The organism is Pseudoalteromonas fenneropenaei (genome assembly GCF_042643375.1).
Lineage (GTDB): Bacteria > Pseudomonadota > Gammaproteobacteria > Enterobacterales > Alteromonadaceae > Pseudoalteromonas > Pseudoalteromonas fenneropenaei.
The window spans coordinates 76,111-93,980 of sequence record NZ_JBHRSD010000002.1 but is presented as its reverse complement, the minus strand read 5'-3'; the positions used below and the strand labels follow the sequence as shown (position 1 = coordinate 93,980).

Below are 17,870 nucleotides of genomic sequence, written 5' to 3'. Positions count from 1 at the left end.
TCGTTCACTGGCCGCCTCACAGCAATGCCAAGTCATTTGGGTGATAATCTGGAGCGCTGATTATTGCGCCCTTTAATACCCGCCCTACTCGCATTTTCTATCCGTTTGGGTATAATTGCGCCCTCAAATTTGCCGTCAATGATTAGGGGGGCGCGTGTCGCACTCAAAAGAAGCGAAAGCTGCATACAATCTCAATAAATTACAAAAACGTATCCGTCGCCTTGCAGGCCTTGCGGTTGGCGATTTTAATATGATTGAAGACGGCGACCGTATTATGGTGTGTTTGTCTGGTGGTAAAGACAGCTATACGCTGCTTGACACTTTACAGCATTTACAGCGCGTTGCGCCGATTAAATTCGACCTCTTTGCGGTCAACTTAGACCAAAAACAACCGGGCTTCCCAGAGCATATTTTACCCCAATACCTAGACACGCTTGGTATCGAGTACAAAATTGTCGAAGAAGACACCTACAGCATAGTGAAAGAGAAGATCCCTGAAGGGAAAACCACGTGTTCACTGTGCTCACGTTTACGCCGTGGTATTTTATACCGCACGGCGAAAGAAATGGGCGCGACCAAAATTGCCCTTGGTCACCATCGCGACGACATTATCGAAACCATGTTTTTAAACATGTTTTACGGCGGCAAACTCAAAGGTATGCCACCAAAACTGATGAGTGATGATGGCGAGCATATGGTTATTCGTCCATTAGCCTATGTAAAAGAAGCAGATATTGAGAAATACTCAATCAGCCAAGGCTTCCCTATCATTCCTTGCAACTTGTGTGGTTCACAAGAGAATCTACAACGTGTGTTTGTCAAAAACATGCTACAAGAGTGGGATAAAAAGCATCCGGGTCGTATTGAGAGCATCTTTACTGCTATGCAAAACGTGGTGCCTTCACACCTTGCAGACGCCAATTTGTTTGACTTTAAAAACTTGGACAAAAGCCAAGTAGTTGATGGTGGCGACTTAGCGCTAGATAAACCTGAGTTTAAAGCCCCCGTAGTTGCAGATGAAGAAGAAGCTGACAACAGCGTACAAATTCAAACTATTGAATTAGCATAAACGCTTGCTATTTATAGCGCACAAAGCCACCTAACGGTGGCTTTGTTGTTTCTAACCAAGCAACTTTACCCCAATGCTTGATGTGCCACTTTTATGGTTTGGCATAAGGATAGCGCGCAATGAGGCTTGGGTTGTAATAGCCATCCAGCCCATTGATACACACACTGCCCGCCGCCACTAAATCCACATGGCCGTCATCACCAATAAGTTCAGGCGGTAAATGCAGCGCCATAATTTCGCCAATAACAAAAACTGTGCCGTTTAACGCGAGGGTTTGATGCGCTTTATAATGCATGGCGAGTTTTATCACCGACTCTTTGACAAAAGGCGCGCTAAAATCATCAATAAACTCTTCGCTTAACCCTGTGGCGTCAAACTCAGATTGTTCCTTTGCATAACGCGCAGAGGTTTGGTGAGCTTGCTCTGTAATATGCTGATTAATATGATTAATGGTATAACGCTCAGTGGTTAAAATGTTTTCTAAAGTATGCCGAGAAACTGAATGAGGACGAAACACCACCCCCAACAAAGGTGGGTTTGCCCCTAAATGTACCACTGACGACACCACCGCCAAATTGGTCTGCCCTGCATCGTCTATGCTGCCAATAAGATTGGCACTTTTATACCCGGACACCGAATTAATCAGCTTTGCGCGATAACGCTCGTCCATATTGTTTAGATCTGATTTTGTAATACTCATCTTCACCACGCTATTGGCTGCTCTTGCCAATCAATAAATTCAAGCTGCGTGCCGTTGAACGGCCGCGCAACTAGGCTAAGGATTTTTTCCGCAACAAACTGCGGGGTAAAAAGCTTGTCTGCTGGTACATTTTTTTGAAATGGCCGCGACAGCGGCGTGTCTGTTGTGCCGGGGTGGAACAAAATCATTTTTGCTAAAGGATGCGTGCGTGCCAATTCAATGGCGTAACACTGACACGCCATATTTAGCATTGCCTTACTCATACGATAGCTATACCAGCCGCCCGAGCGATTATCGCCAATACTGCCAATCCGTGCGCTTAGCACTATGACTTTAGACTGCTGACTTTTGCCAAGCACTTTGTGCAAATGCGCAAACCACAGCATATGCGGTAAAACATTACTTTGCGTTAGACTCAGTAAATAAGCTGGGTCAAACTGTGCGACCTTCTTTTCCGGCATGGTATCTTTTAAATGCAAACGGCCATTAAAAAATAGCACCGCATCAAATATCAGCCCATTCGCAACAAAATGCTCAGCAAGCGCCTCTACGCTTGGCGCACTATAATCGCTCAGATATGCAACCACAGGCGCATCTAACGCCAACAGCTGGCTAGAAACGCAATGTAACTCAACACCGGTTGCGCCATACTTAGCAATAAAACCCGCAATAGTTGCGGTGGCAATCGCACTCGATGCACCAACAATTAGAACCCGATACATAGCTTACGCCCTCGCCTAAGCACCATAAGAATTTACAGCAGTTTGGCCAATGTACTTGGCAATTAACCACTATAGAACGCTTATAACGCACTGATGTAATACATAAAAACTGGTACGAGAAAATGATAAATTTAGATCAAAACAAGCGATTTTAGTCTAAGCTTGGTTAATGTGCAGGATTGGTGAATTTGCTTGGCGAGCTGGAGTTTTTGAGGGTTACAAAGGGTGGAATTAGTTAAATTGACAGGCTGGTTTAAGCGAAGCAGACGCTCGATTTCTCCAAATAATGAAGCAAGTGACTTGACCCCTTTATCCTCCGCGCAAAGGCACAATCAAGACGGATCAGGCTGATATCCGACTGAGTTAGCAGCGTCAAGGAGCTGCTTAAATTCAACGAATTATCCTAATTAAAAGGATTGGGATGGGATGTGCTGCGCGGGTTAAAAAAAGGTTGCTTACAGACCCTGAGTTAGCTGTAATAGAGACCTAAAAACACGACTGAGCGATGCTAGGAAGCGTAAAATACGGTAAAGGATTGAGCAAATCACCTAATTGCCCCTTAGACTTAAAAAAGCAGATTCCCATAGCATAAACTACACCAAGCTACGTGCAGGTAACGTCTCAGTTCAACAAGGGATTATGTGACACAAACAACCTGTCCCATAAATACTAAGATGTTAAGCATCATATAAAGTTGGTGACAAAATGAAAAATAATATTCGATTTGATCTTTCTGATTATCTTATTCACTTTTTCCGTGATGTTGATTTGCAAGGAAAGAACTACATTCACTTTCCAGAGCATTGTGGATTCAACAACCTAGCCCACTCAGATTACCTAGATGCACGTTTTTTACTTCGTTGTGCTATTAGGCATTGTAAGATTAGTGCCTCATGGTCCTTTCGAGGTGCTGTACGTACAATTTATGGTGAATCGCCAGCGGTGTGTTTTACTGATATGCCTGTTTCTGCATTCGTGAAAACCAGCGTAGATAGATTGGGCATGGGCGAAAATATAGGTTTATATGCCTTGCTTCTACCTAAAGCTGATATGTTCAATGTCGGCGCTAGACCTGTGATTTATGGCTTAGATGGTTTTGGTTCGATCTTACCCTCTGGATATGATGGGGGTAAGCGTATTATTAACTCGAGCCTTCTCCCATTAAATGAGCAATATAGATATGTTACATATGTACCTGGGTCAATAGATTGGACACATGAAAGGGAGTGGCGTTGGCCATTCCGTGGGGAGATGGATGACTATGAAGCTGAAATTAAAGAGGATGGTCGTCATAGTGATTTTGAAAATACTCCGGGGCTTGAATTAGAGTATGTAAATTTAAAAGGTGCAGGAGTAATAGTACCTAATAATCATGACGTAAACCACATCCTTAATGATTTGTTAACGTTAATTGATAGGAACATACTTTCAAGAAATTCGTTTACTTTTATTATTTCAACTGAAAATCTATCTTCATATACAGACATTGTCGATCCCGCCTCCTTGTCTGATTATATTAATCAGAATTTACTAGATCTTGATAAATTCTTTAATTTTCCAGGGCCAGTTGTTGATAAGTTTGGCCATGATGTAGGCAATATTATTTCTTCTGAGTTAGCTAAGTATTTACCAAGTTGTAGCTCACACAGCCAAGAGTTTGGAAGAGCTTGGGTTTGGTTGCTAGACAACAAGTCAGATTTAACGAGAGCATTACTGGAATATGGTATTGTTGAGGTTAGTAAAGAGGGGCGTTATCTCTTGGATTTGGGTTATAGAGTATTGAATAATTTAAATCTATCCCAACAGGAAGAGTTTGCACGTATTGTAGCCAAAGAATTGAATCGAAAATATGGTGTCTTATGTTCTTACTTTTCAGTCCTTAACTCTGAATCATATGATGATATTCCATCCTATGCAGGATATCATGATGAAGCACATGAGTTTTTTAATTCGACACTACGTGTTGACTGATGCTTAACAAGAGACTATGGCGTCAATAAGTAATTTCAAACCGACTTTGCGTTCCACATGACGCCGTCTCCGAGCATCGAATTTAAGATCACAACCATCTTCCTGACACAGGCGATTATGGCTACTTTTTTCGGTTTCCCGTTAGCAACCAGCCGCTGGTAGGTTGATTTAAAAACCGGGTTACACTGCATCGCAGACATCATCGCCATGTAGAGAACGGTTCGCACCTGAGGCCTGCCGCCCTGGATGGTCCTGAGTCCCTTATAGCGGCCGCTTTCTCGGTTCATCGGGGCTACAGGTAATCCTCCCGAGGAAAAGCTGGGGGTCAAGTCTAATGAAATGGTTCGCCTCAATATCACCTGTTAAGGTGTTGTTGAGAAGACAAAATAGAGAGGCAAACCATGACCCATATAAAAACACTCGGAATCGATTTAGGCAAGACTAGTTTTCACGTCATTGGATGGGATGAGCGAGAGCATCAAGTTAAAAAAGCTAAGTACAGCCGAAGTAAGTTAATTGAATTCATCACACACTTGCCACCTTGCGACATCGCGATGGAAGGCTGTGCCGGAGCACACTGGCTTGCCAGAAAATGCCAAGAACATGGCCATAACGTTAAACTAATCCCAGCGCAATTTGTGAAGCCGTACGTTAAGAGTAACAAGAACGACTATATTGATGCGGAGGCTATTTGCGAAGCATCTTCTCGGCCTAATATGCGGTTCATTCAAGCTAAAACAGAACAACAACAGATTATCAGTGCGTGGTGTCGTGTTCGTGAAGGCTATGTGGTGCAAAAGAATCGAGTAAGCAATCAAGCTCATGCCTTCTTGTTAGAGTTTGGTTTTCCTCAACAAAAGGGCAAAAAAACGATGAATAATTTAATGTCCTTAATCGAAGATGCAGAGTCCCCAATTCCACACGGTTTGCGAGCTGTGTTGAATACACTCTATGAGGAATATAAACAGCTAAAAGCGAAGATGTCGGATGTTGAAAACAGGCTGACAGAATTGCTAAAAACCGAACACTTAGCGCAAAAGCTACTTGAAATTCCTGGTGTTGGACTGATGACGACGGCGTTACTCATAGCAAAAGTTGGCGACGGTAAACAGTTTAACTCGGGTCGCGACATGGCTGCATGGATAGGTTTAGTTCCGAGGCAACATAGCACAGGTGGGAAAAACACATTGCTCGGTATAAGCAAGCGAGGTGACAGCCACTTAAGACGTTGTTTAATACACGGCGCAAGGTCAGTCATTCAATGGCAAAAAGATAAATCGAATCGTTGGACACGCTGGTTAAAAACATTACAGGAAACGAAAAAACCAAATGTGGTGATTTGTGCCATGGCGAACAAACTTGCACGGATTGCTTGGGCGGTAATGACAAAAGACGAGCGTTTTAAAGCGAATGCATAACTAACTTACAGAGAAAGATTTCAGCACAAAGCTTGAAAGTCGTGACGAAAACCAGCTTTACGGTATCACCATAAGCCTGAAAAATGCTTAAACAGTCACATGTTGACGGTCTTGATAGGATGGTGATATGCGTATTTTCATAGCGGATATAGGGCTAACAACTCCTATGGTAAATCCGAATACATTGACGCAGCTCATTTCGACACGATAGATAAGTAGTGCCTGAATTAATTTGACGAGACGAAGCGAACCATACATTGCTTTTTGCATAATGTACGCTGTTGGCGACGAGCATACAATTAGGTTTGCTGGGGGGAGTTAATACTAAGCCCAATCGCAAACCTAACCTCTATAAATACCAATATTTTTCAATACATTGAATATTGCTAAGATTTATACTGCATAAAGTACTCAGCCTCACTTTCGCCCACTTGCACAAAACCAAGTTTTGCATATAAATGCTGGGCTGGGTTGGTTTTTAGTACACTAAGTTGAATACTACTGTTTGTAGAATTAGCTTTATCAATTATTTGCGCAATTAATGTGCTGGCAATCTTGTTGTTTTGATAGCTTGGCTGTATTTGGATTTGCACTAAATGCCATTCGTTGTGTGCGTGGTCAAATTTGGCTTTAAACAGACCTATGGCAGTACCATCGACTTCAATAATTTGTGCATGGGCAAATTCATATAACACGCGGCTTAAATACGCGTCATAAGTGGTCGGCAAGCCGCATTCTTTAAGGTATTTGCCCATGGTTATATCACGCAGATTAAGCAGAAACTCTATATCTGATTGTGCTGCTGGTCGCAGTGAATACTTCATGCCCGCTCCATCAAAAATAATATCAATTATCAAACCCAACTTGAGAAAGTGTTTTGTAGTGCGGGTTTATGCCGTTATATTGACTTTCCAAGGTGGGCTTAAACGATTCTCCCCCGCCCAGTAGAGCTTAATTTTATTGCCTGACGGGTCTTTTAATACCGCCTCTCGCCACAGATATCTTTCATCGGTTGGCATTTGCTCAAAATTAAAGCCTTTCTCAACAAGGCTTGAAACCCATTCATCGAGGTGCTCGCATTCAAAATAAATCACCGCACCATTACAAACTTCACCCTCTTGCAGCGAAAGCGAAAATGTTGCGTCGCCTTCTGGGCATTTAAAGCGCGCATAGTGTGGCGTCGCTACTATCTGCGTAAATCCAAGCGCAAGATAAAACTGTACGCACTCGGCCATATTGCTCACCGGCAATGTAACTTGATTGAGATTCATCCACACCTCTTACTAAAAGCCACATTCAGCCCAAGAGCTTGTAAAGCCAATTACCACTTATTTACCGTGATCACATCAATATGGTGCGGTAGCTCTAGCGGATGATATGACACGCAAGTCAACTGAAAGCCTTTATAATGCTGCATATAGTAATTTCTTTTTTGCGTGAATATCCAAAAGATCTTGCGATTTACATGTACAACGACAGCATCAGGATTGTTTGTTAAAGCGGTAACAAAGTCTTGACTGGAGACAATATTAATTTGGTTTTCGCGTAGTCGACCAACGATATAAATTAACGCCAATACCATTAAAAATTCCATTTAGAACGAACTCCTTTGTTATTTTTGTTTTTTAAGTTTGTCAGCACCTTTTTAGCTCCGCTGGGGTGTGGCTGAATTCAAAAGCGCTATGTACAGATTTTTAACACAATCTGGGGCACTATGCCAGATCGGCGGGAAAAGCTAGCAAGTAAAAATGAACGTTAAATGAGGAAGTTAGCTAAAACTAGGGAAAGCGTATTTTGGCTGTTGGCGACTTATATTGCACCGATAAAGTGTATATAAGCCGCGCAAGAAGTGCTTTACTTTACAATCCAAGGGGTGACTTTTTTCACCTCAGTTTGGATCAAAGGGAGTTTTACACTTTGCCAAGCATCGTCAATTTTAAACTGGCACACTTTATCAGCACAATTTACGCCGGGCAGCGGCAAATTGACTGGCTCGCTAAATTCGACTTGAACCCCTTGTTGGCTTGGCAACATAAATGCCAATAACTTGCCGACAAAAAAACCAGACAAATCGGTCAAAAGCGTGTCAAATTCAGTATTGAGCTGTGCCAAGGTTTGCGTGTTTAGTTTATCTGCGCTGATGTTATCCGCTTCAATTTGCATTTTAAGCTGACAATCGTGCGCAGGGTCGCTTGGTTCTACCACTATCACTGCTTTATCGGTATCCAACTGTTTATCATATGGCAAGAGCAGCTGTGCATTAGCAGTGTAAGTGAGTGGCAAACTATAGTTTTCTGTCACTAACTTGCCACTTGCAATAACACAAGGCGCCATAGTGGCAATATCCACTAAGTAAAAATTGACCCGCGCATATTCAAATTGGCCTTTTTCAACCACTTTAAGACGGTCATAAAATCCGTCATACGAGACCACAAATTCCTTTGCCATGGCGGCGTTGGCAAGTGTTGCAATGGCCAATGCCGATAAAACTTTGACGACTTTATTCATTAAAATAAACCTGATTGTGGCGGATCATCTCATTCAGTTCTTCAATATATTCAGTGCCTCGCTCTGAATATGAATGTAAACCAGAGGCCAGTTTACCCGGGTCTAACGGCTCGCGGTTGAGGCGCATTTCAGCTCTAAGGTCGCGCAAGCCGCGATAAGCTTTATTGGTGTTGATGTTACGGAAATACGAACTCACCGACGCTTGTACAGATTTAAATGCCGCCACTTCATGGTCAGCGCTATCATCACGGCGTTTTGGCACCATGCCGCAGCCTTTTTTATAGCACCACTGGCCGAAAAAATTCAGGCCAATGCGGGCAAAGCGCGATGTGCCCCATGCACTCTCGTTGGCGGCTTGCATTAAAGCTAATTCCCTTGGGATCACGTCAACACGTTTTAACGCATGTTGAAGTAGCTCAACACTGACCTCTTCTTCACCCAACTTATAGGCAGTAAGGATCTTTTTAACTTTCCTGACTTGAGTACCAGTAAGTGGCTCGTCGTATTGCAGCATCATCACCGCAATCTCAAGCGTCGCACGGTCTTCAAGGATGCGCTTATTTTCTGCAATGACATGCGGTTTAATAAAATCAAAAAATGCCTTTTTCTTTTCCGTCACATCAGAAATCGCGGAAAAGTCTGGTAACCTTACGTTATGGAGCGGTTTTTCCTCTGGCTCTGGCTCTTCGTCAGGCACGCTGATAACCACTTCTTCTGCTATCTCGACTTCTTCCGGTGCGTAAAGAAAAGGATAGCTAAATGCCCAAACGGCAAGTAACAATACAAGAATCTTAGATACAAAACTTCGCATTCAATGCCTCAAGTTGAAATAGACGCGCTAACGCCTCACTAATTTCGACAAAAATTGTGCTGCATTATACTAAAAATAACAGCTAAAGGCGAATTAGCCAGATGCCCGATTGACAGCGTTTTATGTACTTGTTTACATTTGTTTATATAGCCGTAAAGAACCTGAATTATGACTGAAGCATGGCAAGCGCGTCGACTCGCGCAGCACAAAAACAGACCCAACGATAACCGTTCGCCTTGGCAAGTCGACCGCTCGCGCATTATTCATGCCGCCGCATTTCGCCGTTTGCAAGCCAAAACGCAAATCATGAGTATTGGCGTCAACGACTTTTATCGCACCCGCTTAACCCACTCTTTAGAGGTCGCTCAAATCGGCAGTGGTTTACTGCGGCACTTACGCAGGCTACACCCAGATTACCGCGAGCTGGTTTCCACCAGCCTGATTGAAACCCTATGTTTAGCGCATGATATCGGCCACCCACCGTTTGGCCACGGCGGCGAAACCGCACTTAATTTTTTGATGCGCAACCATGGCGGGTTTGAAGGTAACGCACAAACCTTGCGAATAGTAGCCAAACTAGAACCCTATAGTAACGGCTATGGCATGAATCTAAGCCGCCGCACTTTACTTGGCTTTATCAAGTACCCGCAATATATCGATACACTGTGGCATAGCCAACCTAACATCAACCCGAGCAAACGTTTTATTGAAGCCCATGCGTGGACGCCAGCCAAAGGCGTGTATCGCTGTGATAGCGACTTGTTTGACTGGATTTTAGCGCCGCTCAGCCCTAACGACCGAGATTTACTTTCCTCTTTTCAATTATTTAATGAGTATAAAAGTAAAACTCAGTTTAAATCTGTGGATTGCAGCATTATGGAATTGGCCGATGACATTGCTTATGCCGTCCATGATTTGGAAGATGCAGTAGCGACTGGCACGCTCAGCCGTGCCCAATGGGAGCAATTTGCCCTGCCCAAACTGCAAGATATTCAATCCGATTGGGTAAAAGCCAATATTGCCACTGTGACTGAGCGCCTATTTAGCTTTGACGAAGCAACACGTAAGGATTTAATAGGTGAGTTGGTGAACTTGTTTATCGTCAATGCCAGCTTGCAAGTTCAACATCCTGAGTTTGAATCTGAATTGCTACGTTATCAGGTGCAACTTTGTGATGAATATCAGGCGCTGCTTGATGTGTTTAAAGTGTTTGTATTTGAGCAATTGATCCGCGAACCTAAAATGCAGCAAATTGAGTTTCGTGGCCAAAATTTGTTAATCGACTTGTTTGATGCGTTTGCCAGTGCCCCGCTACGTTTACTGCCGAAAACCACCCATGATGCGTGGCAACAGGCGCCGGACGACAGCGCGCAATATCGTATTCTGTGCGATTACCTTTCGGGTATGAGTGACGAGTATGCGATGCGTACGCATCGTAGACTATTTGCGGGAAATGATTAGGCTTACTTACCACACTATGCTGTAGCATAAAGGTTTATGTAATTTGCGAATAACAAAGTAGTGGAAACCTTTGGTTAAACGGTCAGGCAAAGCGGAGCAGTTATTACCCCGGAATATAAAATCGAACCCACAGGGTACGAGGCGCTCCACCTTTCACCAAGCTAGCTATAACAATGATTTAATTATAGATTTTTGGCAAAACTTAACTGTTGATAATGACCTACTGAAGTAGGCGGTTTCGGCCCAAAAACGAAAAAGGCACTTGCCATGCAAAGTGCCTTTTTACTTGTTTATCATGCGCTAAATGTCATGATTAACGCAATACCACGCCAAATTAGATAGCAGCGTGTTGGTATTGTTTTACGAATTCTTTAACTGGCATGTTGTTACAGCGTAGTGAGTGTGACTTAAAGCCTAAGCTGTTTACGCCGCTTTCAACTGCTTTAAGGCACAGTTGTGTTTCTTCAGTTGCTTGCTTAGCAACCAACTGAACCGCTTTCGTCGTGCCAACGGCTGCTGTTTTGCTAACGTTTGCTAGTTCGCGGATATCCTGACCATTACAGTTTAGAGTGGCAGAAAAACGCGATACAACCATGCCGTATTTACGTGCAAATTTAGCAGCAGCATCAAAACCTTGGTTTGCTGCAACAGCACACACTTTAGATTCTACAGATGCGTTTGCTTCAACATAAACTTGAGCGTTTGCAGAGAAAGCAGTAGCAGTAACAACAGCGATGAGAGAAAGTGACTTAAACATAATAAACCTCTAATGAACGAGCTGCGCGCATTATATAGACGAACAGCTTGCTGTAAAGCACATTTATTATTCAAAATGAACATTTAATACACCGTTCACAGCTCGCTAATCTTGCGCTACATTGCCGTTAATTTACACTGAATTGTTAACAAAAGCTGAGTGTGTCCTTAGCGTCAGTTCGATGCTAAAATTGCACGCGACAATAACAATCAAGGAATCGCATGAAAGTCGTCTCTTTTAATATAAACGGCCTACGCGCCCGTATTCATCAGCTTGCTGCCTTAATTGAAAAACACCAGCCGGACATTATTGGTCTGCAGGAAATTAAAGTGCATGACGAAGCCTTCCCGCTCGAGGAAGTTGCCGCGCTTGGCTACCATGTGGCTTTTCATGGTCAAAAGGCGCACTACGGGGTCGCACTGTTATCAAAAACAGCACCTATTGCGGTTCAAAAAGGCTTTCCAACCGACGATGAAGAAGCCCAGCGTCGTATTATTATTGGCACCTATAACACCAGCAGTGGCCAAACGTTGACGGTTATTAATGGCTACTTTCCACAAGGTGACAATATTAGCCACGAAACCAAATATCCTTACAAGCGCCAGTTTTATGCAGATTTAATGACCCACCTGCATAGCCAATGTGATAATCAACAACATCTGGTGGTCATGGGGGATATCAATATTTCGCCAACGGATTTAGATATCGGAATAGGCGAAGCGAACCGCGTGCGGTGGTTAAAAACCGGTAAATGCTCATTCCAACCAGAAGAGCGCGAATGGTTAGGCAAGGTATTGGATTGGGGTTTAGTGGATACCTTCCGTCATTTACAACCAACTGAAGCGACTAAATACTCGTGGTTTGACTATCGTTCAAAAGGTTTTGATGATAATCGCGGCCTGCGCATTGATGTGATCCTTGCTACTGCGGGCCTCAATAGTTTGTGCCAAGTCAGCGATATTGACTATGAATTGCGTGGTATTGATAAGCCTTCAGATCACGCGCCAGTTTGGGCTGAATTCGCACTCGACATTGTATGACCTTGAGCTTATTGCTGGCCGTTTGCGCGTTTGCGCTCAGCATTGAGCGCTCGGCCTACTTGCAGCTTTATCACACCCCTGCGCGGCAAACCGGTGTGTTTGCAACCGCTGTGGTGCTTTGTTTATTATGGCAAATCAAAGCTGGCATTTTACCCGGACTCCATATTCATGTACTTGGGCTTACCGCAGCTACGCTTATTCTCGGCTGGCGTCTTGGTCTGTTAAGCGCAACCTTGGCAACTTTACTCAGTTTTGTATTGCAAAGTGAAACTACGCTCGCGGAACTTGGTGACATCTGGCTGCTTGGGGCGATTTTCCCAGTGTATTTTAGCTACGGCTTATTTTTGCTGGTGTATCACACTTTGCCGCGACATTTTTTCGTCTATATTTTTGTTTGTGCCTTTTTAGCTGGCGGCTTAACCGCAGCCATGCGTATTGTGCTTACTTCAGTCTATTTTTGGGCGAGTGGTGAATATGATTGGCACACGCTACAAGAAAACTTCTTTTATTTTTCAGTGATAATGTGGTTCCCCGAAGCCATGCTAAACGGCATGGCAATAACCTTACTTATCACCTATCGCCCGCACTGGGTAAAAACCTTTTATGACAAGGAATACTTGAATCAATGAGCATGCTCTACCGCTGCCCGCTTTGTGGTTTGGCGCTGCATAAACAGGAACACGCCTATTTTTGTGACAACCGCCATCAGTTTGATATTGCCAAAGAGCACTACGTTAACTTATTGCCTGTCCAGTTCAAAAAATCTAAAGATCCTGGTGACAATTTGGCTATGGTTCAAGCAAGAAGGCAGTTTCTAGCCTCTGGCCACTATCAGTTTATGTGTGATGCGCTAGCAAAACGTATTGCTACGGATAATCCCAGTACTTTGCTTGATATGGGATGTGGCGAAGGTTTTTATACCAGTCAATTAGCAAATCAGATCCGTACGCAAGTCCATGGTATCGACATTTCCAAAGCCGCTATCCGTTACGCAGCTAAACGTTATCAAGATTGCCACTTTGCGGTGGCATCAGCTAAGCAAAGCCCGTTTCAAGACCACAGCTTTGATGCCATTGTCAGTATCTTTGCACCACTCTTTGTAGAAGAGTGTTTACGGCTATTAAAACCAGACGGCTTGGTTTATCAAGTAAGCCCAGGTCCTCGGCATTTATTTGAACTGAAAAGCTGTATTTATCAACAAGTGAATTTACATCAAGCGCCTCAAGCGCCAGCGGGAATGCACTGCGTTGACGAAATTGTGTTAGAAAAACAAGTGGTGCTGACCGAGCAAGAAGCGTTAGATTTGATCTATATGACGCCATTTGCGTGGAAGTTTCAACCCGAGCATTTAGCAGAGCTGCGCGCACAAGCTAAAATCGTGGTCACACTCAGCTTTATTATTTCCGCGCTGGCACGCGACGCCGCGTAACCTAAGATGGGCAAAGGAGCAGTTTAAAACTGCTCCTGAGTGAAGGCTTTATCCATTTTTTCAAACATGTCACGCAGTAACTGCGCTAACTCAAAGTAACGAGGTTTACGCGCACAGGCTTTAGCTTGATAACCGTTAGCGACCATCTTTTGATGTAGCTCTTGATACCAGCTGGTCATGGCTGGGGTTAAATGGGTTTCAGCACGTTTGCCTAGCCACAGTAGCCCTTGTACTGGTAAAGACAAGAAAAATAATGCCATCGCCAATGCCTGCGGCAAATACTGATTGCCAAGCAAGCTGGTTTGCAGAAATACAGTTAACACAGCGAGCATAGGCATAACTTGCAGTGCCAGCTCAGTTGCTTTAATCACTCGATATTCGGCAAATATCGGCGCTAATTCCTTCCGCAGCGGCCATGCTTTTGCATAGTCGCGTCCAAGTCGAACTTGAGAAATCATACTTTTTTGCATCATGTCCCCTTGGTGCTAACGTTTTTTCGAAAATTCGGGTAAAATTTACAGATAACTCAGTCAATTCTACTTAGGTCTAGTGCGTCTGACTCAGAGCGCCTACACTTAGAGCTTAATACGCGTTTACGGTTATTGTCAAAACGGATATCAATCTATGCCTTCTCAACATGTCCTCGTGCTCAATTGTGGCAGCTCAAGTCTTAAATTTGCCATCATCGACGCCAATCAAGGCGACGAAATTCTCAGCGGCCTTGCTGAGCGTCTTGGTGACGAATCACCCTTGCTCAAGTACAAATATAATGGCACTAAACAGCAGCTTTCACTCCCAGCGGGCAGCGCACACCAAGTGGCAATTTTGCAATTGGTTACCCTGATTGAACAGCTTTCTTTAACGAATCAGTTAGTTGCGGTAGGCCACCGAGTGGTCCACGGCGGTGAAACCTTTACTCGTTCAGTACTAGTAGATGAGGGCGTAATAGCCGCAATTCAAGCCACCAGCACCTTGGCCCCATTACATAACCCTGCCAATTTAATTGGTATTGAGGTTGCAAGTAAAGCTTTTAGCGATTTACCGCAGATTGCCGTGTTCGATACCGCATTCCATCAAACTATGCCAAAAACGGCGTATTTGTACGCAGCCCCCTACCGTTTGTACCGTGAACATGGTGTACGTCGCTACGGATTTCATGGCACCAGCCATTACTATGTATCGGAACAAGGTCGCCAAATTTTAGGCTTAACGAAAGAAAATAGTCGAATTATTTGTGCGCACCTTGGTAATGGTTGCTCGGTCACGGCTGTATTAAACGGTCAATCTGTTGATACCAGCATGGGTATGACACCACTTGAAGGCTTGGTAATGGGTACCCGCAGCGGCGATATTGACCCTGGCCTTATCATCTTCCTAAGCCAGCAGCTTGGTTACAGCATGGCAGAAGTGGACACCTTATTGAATAAACACAGTGGCTTACTTGGTATTAGTGAGTTATCTAATGATTGTCGCAGCATTGAAGAAGCTGCCGCAAACGGAGATGCGCAAGCGCAATTAGCGCTAGATATTTTCTGCTATCGTTTGGCTAAATATATCGCGTCACTCGTGGTGCCACTGGGTGGTTTAGATGCCTTAATTTTCACCGGTGGCATTGGCGAAAACTCGGATCTTATCCGAGCTAATGTGCTCAAGCAGTTACAATTCCTAGGTCTAGACTGCGACAGTGAAAAAAACACCGCAGCACGTTTTGGCCAAGCGGGCGTCATAAGCTCAGACACAGCTAAAACCGTTGCGTTGGTCATCCCAACAAATGAGGAATGGGTTATCGCAACGGATGCTGCCCGTTTGGCTCAGGAGGTGTAAATGGGCAGACGTATTATGTTAGTGCCGATTTCAACGGGAGTCGGCTTGACTTCAGTTTCTGTCGGTTTAGTTCGCGCACTCGAGCAAAAAGCGGTGAAGGTCAATTTCTTCAAGCCTATCGCTCAGCCACGTAAGGACGAGAGCGGTCCTGAAAAATCAACGCTAATAGTAAGGCACGGCTCCAATATTAGTCCACCTACCCCTTTTGAGCTTACCTACGCCGAAAACATGATTGGTGGTGGCAAAGGGGATGACCTACTTGAGGAAATCGTCGAGCGTTTTGAAAGCGCGACTAACAGTGACGAAGTGATCATCATTGAAGGCATGGTGCCCACCCGTCGCCAGCCGTATGCAGGGCGAGTAAACCGTGAAATTGCACAAGCGCTAGGTGCAGACATAGTGTTTGTGCTCACGCCGGGCAACGATTCAAATGATGAGTTAGAAGATAGATTAGAAATCGCTGCTGGCAATTATGGTGGTGTAAAACACAACCGTGTGTTGGGCTGCATTTTTAACAAAGTCAATGCGCCGCTGGATGAAGAAGGCCGCGCTCGTGCTGATCTGGTTGATCAACACAAACCAGAATTACTCGAAAACGAATGCCATCGTTTAGCGTCTTTGCCAATCTTCCGTAAACATCCGTTTATGTTGCTTGGGATGATCCCGTGGGATTTCGATTTAGTCGCGCCGCGTGTCAAAGACTTAAGTGCCTATCTTGATGCCGAAATCATCAACGAAGGCGATATGGCGCATCGTCGTTTACGCCGCGTTACATTCTGTGCTCGCACCGTATCAAATATTCTTAACCACTTTACCCCAGGCGCCCTGCTGGTAACGCCGGGCGACCGTTCGGACGTATTAGTGGCAGCTTGTTTGTCAGCCATGAATGGCACCAAATTAGGCGCAATTTTGCTCACCGGTGGTTACAAACCGGAAGAGCGCATTATGAAACTCTGCGAGCAAGCGATGCAAACCGGTTTGCCAATCCTTGCGACCCATGAAGATACTTGGCGTACCTCACTGCTGCTGCACAACTTTAATATGGAAGTGCCGTCAGACGATGAACAGCGTATTGAACGGGTTAAGCTCCACAATGCCCAACATATAGATTCTGATTGGTTAGATAGCCTTGCGCAAGGCGTGGCTCGCACGCGCAAATTATCGCCGCCGGCATTTCGTTACTTACTCACCGACCTTGCCCGTAAAGCTCAAAAAACCATTGTGCTGCCAGAAGGTAACGAACCTCGTACGATTAAAGCCGCTGCTATTTGTGGCGAGCGCGGTATAGCCAAGACCATTTTACTTGGCGATAAAGACGAGATCTTACGCATCGCCGAGCAGCAAGGGGTTGAGCTTAACGACAACGTAAGCATTTTTAACCCGGCCGAGCAGCTTGAGCACTATGTTGCTCCTATGGTTGAACTACGTAAGAGCAAAGGTCTTACCGAAGTAGTTGCCCGTGAGCAACTACAAGACAATGTGGTGCTTGGCACTATGATGTTGGCAGAAGATGACGTGGATGGACTGGTCTCTGGTGCGGTCAACACTACAGCCAATACCATCCGCCCTGCTTTGCAGCTGATTAAAACTGCACCGGGTTCGTCTTTGGTAAGCTCAGTGTTTTTTATGTTGTTGCCAGATCAAGTCTTGGTGTATGGCGACTGTGCCATTAACCCCGACCCAAGTGCTGAACAACTTGCTGATATTGCAATTCAATCCGCCGACTCAGCCGCCGCATTTGGCATTGAGCCACGGGTGGCAATGATAAGTTACAGTACTGGTACATCAGGCCATGGTGCAGATGTTGATAAAGTGCGTGAAGCCACAGCAATTGCCAAGCAAAAGCGCCCTGACTTAATGATTGATGGCCCGCTGCAATACGATGCTGCCATTATGGAAAACGTCGCGAAGAAAAAAGCGCCGAACAGCCCAGTTGCGGGTAAAGCAACAGTGTTTGTGTTCCCTGATCTAAACACCGGTAACACCACTTATAAGGCCGTGCAGCGTAGTGCCGACTTAGTCAGTATCGGCCCGATGCTACAAGGTATGCGCAAGCCAGTTAATGATTTAAGTCGTGGCGCGTTAGTGGACGATATCGTCTACACCATCGCTCTTACCGCTATTCAAGCCAAACAATTAGAGCAGCACTAAGCTGCTCTT

The 17,870-nt window shown here is 44.6% G+C and carries 18 protein-coding genes and 1 pseudogene; 9 read left to right on the top strand and 10 right to left on the bottom strand.

Annotation, left to right across the window (positions count from 1 at the left end):
* The first annotated feature begins 154 nt into the window (after positions 1-154).
* Complete coding sequence (ttcA, locus tag ACFOEE_RS01720) at positions 155-1,069, top strand: tRNA 2-thiocytidine(32) synthetase TtcA (protein WP_377120287.1); 915 nt, start codon at positions 155-157, stop codon at positions 1,067-1,069.
* 91 nt (positions 1,070-1,160) lie between these two features.
* On the opposite strand, the gene ACFOEE_RS01715 is transcribed toward ttcA, so the two are convergent.
* Together ACFOEE_RS01715 and ACFOEE_RS01710 are read right to left on the bottom strand one after the other, a co-directional pair.
* Complete coding sequence (locus ACFOEE_RS01715; RefSeq protein WP_377120285.1) at positions 1,161-1,769, bottom strand: flavin reductase family protein; 609 nt, start codon at positions 1,767-1,769, stop codon at positions 1,161-1,163.
* 2 nt (positions 1,770-1,771) lie between these two features.
* Positions 1,772-2,491 (bottom strand): hypothetical protein, encoded by a 720-nt coding sequence (locus ACFOEE_RS01710; RefSeq protein ID WP_377120283.1) that lies wholly within the window; start codon positions 2,489-2,491, stop codon positions 1,772-1,774.
* Between the two features lie 705 nt (positions 2,492-3,196).
* Between ACFOEE_RS01710 and ACFOEE_RS01705 the strand changes: the two genes are divergently transcribed.
* Entirely contained in the window at positions 3,197-4,462 is a 1,266-nt protein-coding gene (locus ACFOEE_RS01705) for a DUF4427 domain-containing protein (RefSeq protein ID WP_377120281.1), read from the top strand.
* A 35-nt stretch (positions 4,463-4,497) separates the two neighbouring features.
* On the opposite strand, the pseudogene ACFOEE_RS01700 reads toward ACFOEE_RS01705, so the two are convergent.
* Positions 4,498-4,758 (bottom strand): annotated as a pseudogene (locus ACFOEE_RS01700) (transposase); the annotation flags it as partial.
* Positions 4,759-4,863: 105 nt separating this feature from the next.
* Here ACFOEE_RS01700 and ACFOEE_RS01695 point away from each other — a divergent pair.
* Entirely contained in the window at positions 4,864-5,880 is a 1,017-nt protein-coding gene (locus ACFOEE_RS01695; RefSeq protein ID WP_377120279.1) for an IS110 family transposase, read from the top strand.
* A gap of 386 nt (positions 5,881-6,266) precedes the next feature.
* On the opposite strand, the gene ACFOEE_RS01690 is transcribed toward ACFOEE_RS01695, so the two are convergent.
* The 5 genes from ACFOEE_RS01690 to ACFOEE_RS01670 all read right to left on the bottom strand — a co-directional run bounded on the left by ACFOEE_RS01690 (position 6,267) and on the right by ACFOEE_RS01670 (position 9,199).
* Positions 6,267-6,704, bottom strand: a complete 438-nt coding sequence (locus ACFOEE_RS01690; protein WP_377120277.1) for a GNAT family N-acetyltransferase — start codon at positions 6,702-6,704, stop codon at positions 6,267-6,269.
* Positions 6,705-6,770: 66 nt separating this feature from the next.
* Complete coding sequence (locus ACFOEE_RS01685) at positions 6,771-7,151, bottom strand: VOC family protein (protein WP_377120275.1); 381 nt, start codon at positions 7,149-7,151, stop codon at positions 6,771-6,773.
* 50 nt (positions 7,152-7,201) lie between these two features.
* Positions 7,202-7,474 carry a hypothetical protein gene (locus ACFOEE_RS01680; RefSeq protein ID WP_377120273.1) on the bottom strand — a complete coding sequence of 91 codons (273 nt, stop codon included), beginning with the start codon at positions 7,472-7,474 and terminating at the stop codon, positions 7,202-7,204.
* A 260-nt stretch (positions 7,475-7,734) separates the two neighbouring features.
* A complete protein-coding gene (locus ACFOEE_RS01675; protein WP_377120271.1) occupies positions 7,735-8,388 on the bottom strand; it encodes a DUF2987 domain-containing protein in 654 nt (217 codons plus the stop codon).
* Positions 8,381-9,199 carry a glucosaminidase domain-containing protein gene (locus ACFOEE_RS01670; protein ID WP_377120269.1) on the bottom strand — a complete coding sequence of 273 codons (819 nt, stop codon included), beginning with the start codon at positions 9,197-9,199 and terminating at the stop codon, positions 8,381-8,383. Before ACFOEE_RS01670 ends, ACFOEE_RS01675 begins: the two co-directional genes overlap by 8 nt.
* A gap of 168 nt (positions 9,200-9,367) precedes the next feature.
* Here ACFOEE_RS01670 and ACFOEE_RS01665 point away from each other — a divergent pair, with 168 nt between their 5' ends.
* Positions 9,368-10,660: an anti-phage deoxyguanosine triphosphatase gene (locus ACFOEE_RS01665; RefSeq protein WP_377120267.1), complete on the top strand. Its 1,293-nt coding sequence runs from the start codon at positions 9,368-9,370 to the stop codon at positions 10,658-10,660.
* Between the two features lie 334 nt (positions 10,661-10,994).
* Here ACFOEE_RS01665 and ACFOEE_RS01660 read toward each other — a convergent pair whose 3' ends face one another.
* Positions 10,995-11,417, bottom strand: coding sequence for an exonuclease III (locus ACFOEE_RS01660; RefSeq protein WP_377120265.1), 423 nt, complete (start codon positions 11,415-11,417; stop codon positions 10,995-10,997).
* A 221-nt stretch (positions 11,418-11,638) separates the two neighbouring features.
* Here ACFOEE_RS01660 and xthA point away from each other — a divergent pair, with 221 nt between their 5' ends.
* From xthA to rlmA, 3 genes are read left to right on the top strand one after another with little or no spacing between them, the layout of a single operon-like run.
* Positions 11,639-12,457: an exodeoxyribonuclease III gene (gene xthA / locus ACFOEE_RS01655; protein WP_377120263.1), complete on the top strand. Its 819-nt coding sequence runs from the start codon at positions 11,639-11,641 to the stop codon at positions 12,455-12,457.
* Entirely contained in the window at positions 12,454-13,086 is a 633-nt protein-coding gene (locus ACFOEE_RS01650) for an energy-coupling factor ABC transporter permease (RefSeq protein ID WP_377120261.1), read from the top strand. The genes xthA and ACFOEE_RS01650 overlap by 4 nt, the downstream gene beginning before the upstream one ends.
* Positions 13,083-13,886, top strand: a complete 804-nt coding sequence (gene rlmA, locus ACFOEE_RS01645) for a 23S rRNA (guanine(745)-N(1))-methyltransferase (protein WP_377120259.1) — start codon at positions 13,083-13,085, stop codon at positions 13,884-13,886. Before ACFOEE_RS01650 ends, rlmA begins: the two co-directional genes overlap by 4 nt.
* Before the next feature lie 23 nt (positions 13,887-13,909).
* On the opposite strand, the gene yfbV is transcribed toward rlmA, so the two are convergent.
* On the bottom strand, positions 13,910-14,356 hold the full coding sequence (yfbV, locus tag ACFOEE_RS01640; protein WP_377120257.1) for a terminus macrodomain insulation protein YfbV: 447 nt from the start codon (positions 14,354-14,356) through the stop codon (positions 13,910-13,912).
* A gap of 154 nt (positions 14,357-14,510) precedes the next feature.
* On the opposite strand from yfbV, the gene ACFOEE_RS01635 reads away from it, so the two are divergent.
* Both ACFOEE_RS01635 and pta read left to right on the top strand, forming a co-directional pair.
* Positions 14,511-15,710 carry an acetate kinase gene (locus ACFOEE_RS01635; protein WP_377120255.1) on the top strand — a complete coding sequence of 400 codons (1,200 nt, stop codon included), beginning with the start codon at positions 14,511-14,513 and terminating at the stop codon, positions 15,708-15,710.
* The gene (pta, locus tag ACFOEE_RS01630; protein WP_377120253.1) at positions 15,711-17,861 is read left to right on the top strand and encodes a phosphate acetyltransferase; all 2,151 of its coding nucleotides are present in this window, start codon (positions 15,711-15,713) and stop codon (positions 17,859-17,861) included.
* Positions 17,862-17,870: the final 9 nt, after the last annotated feature.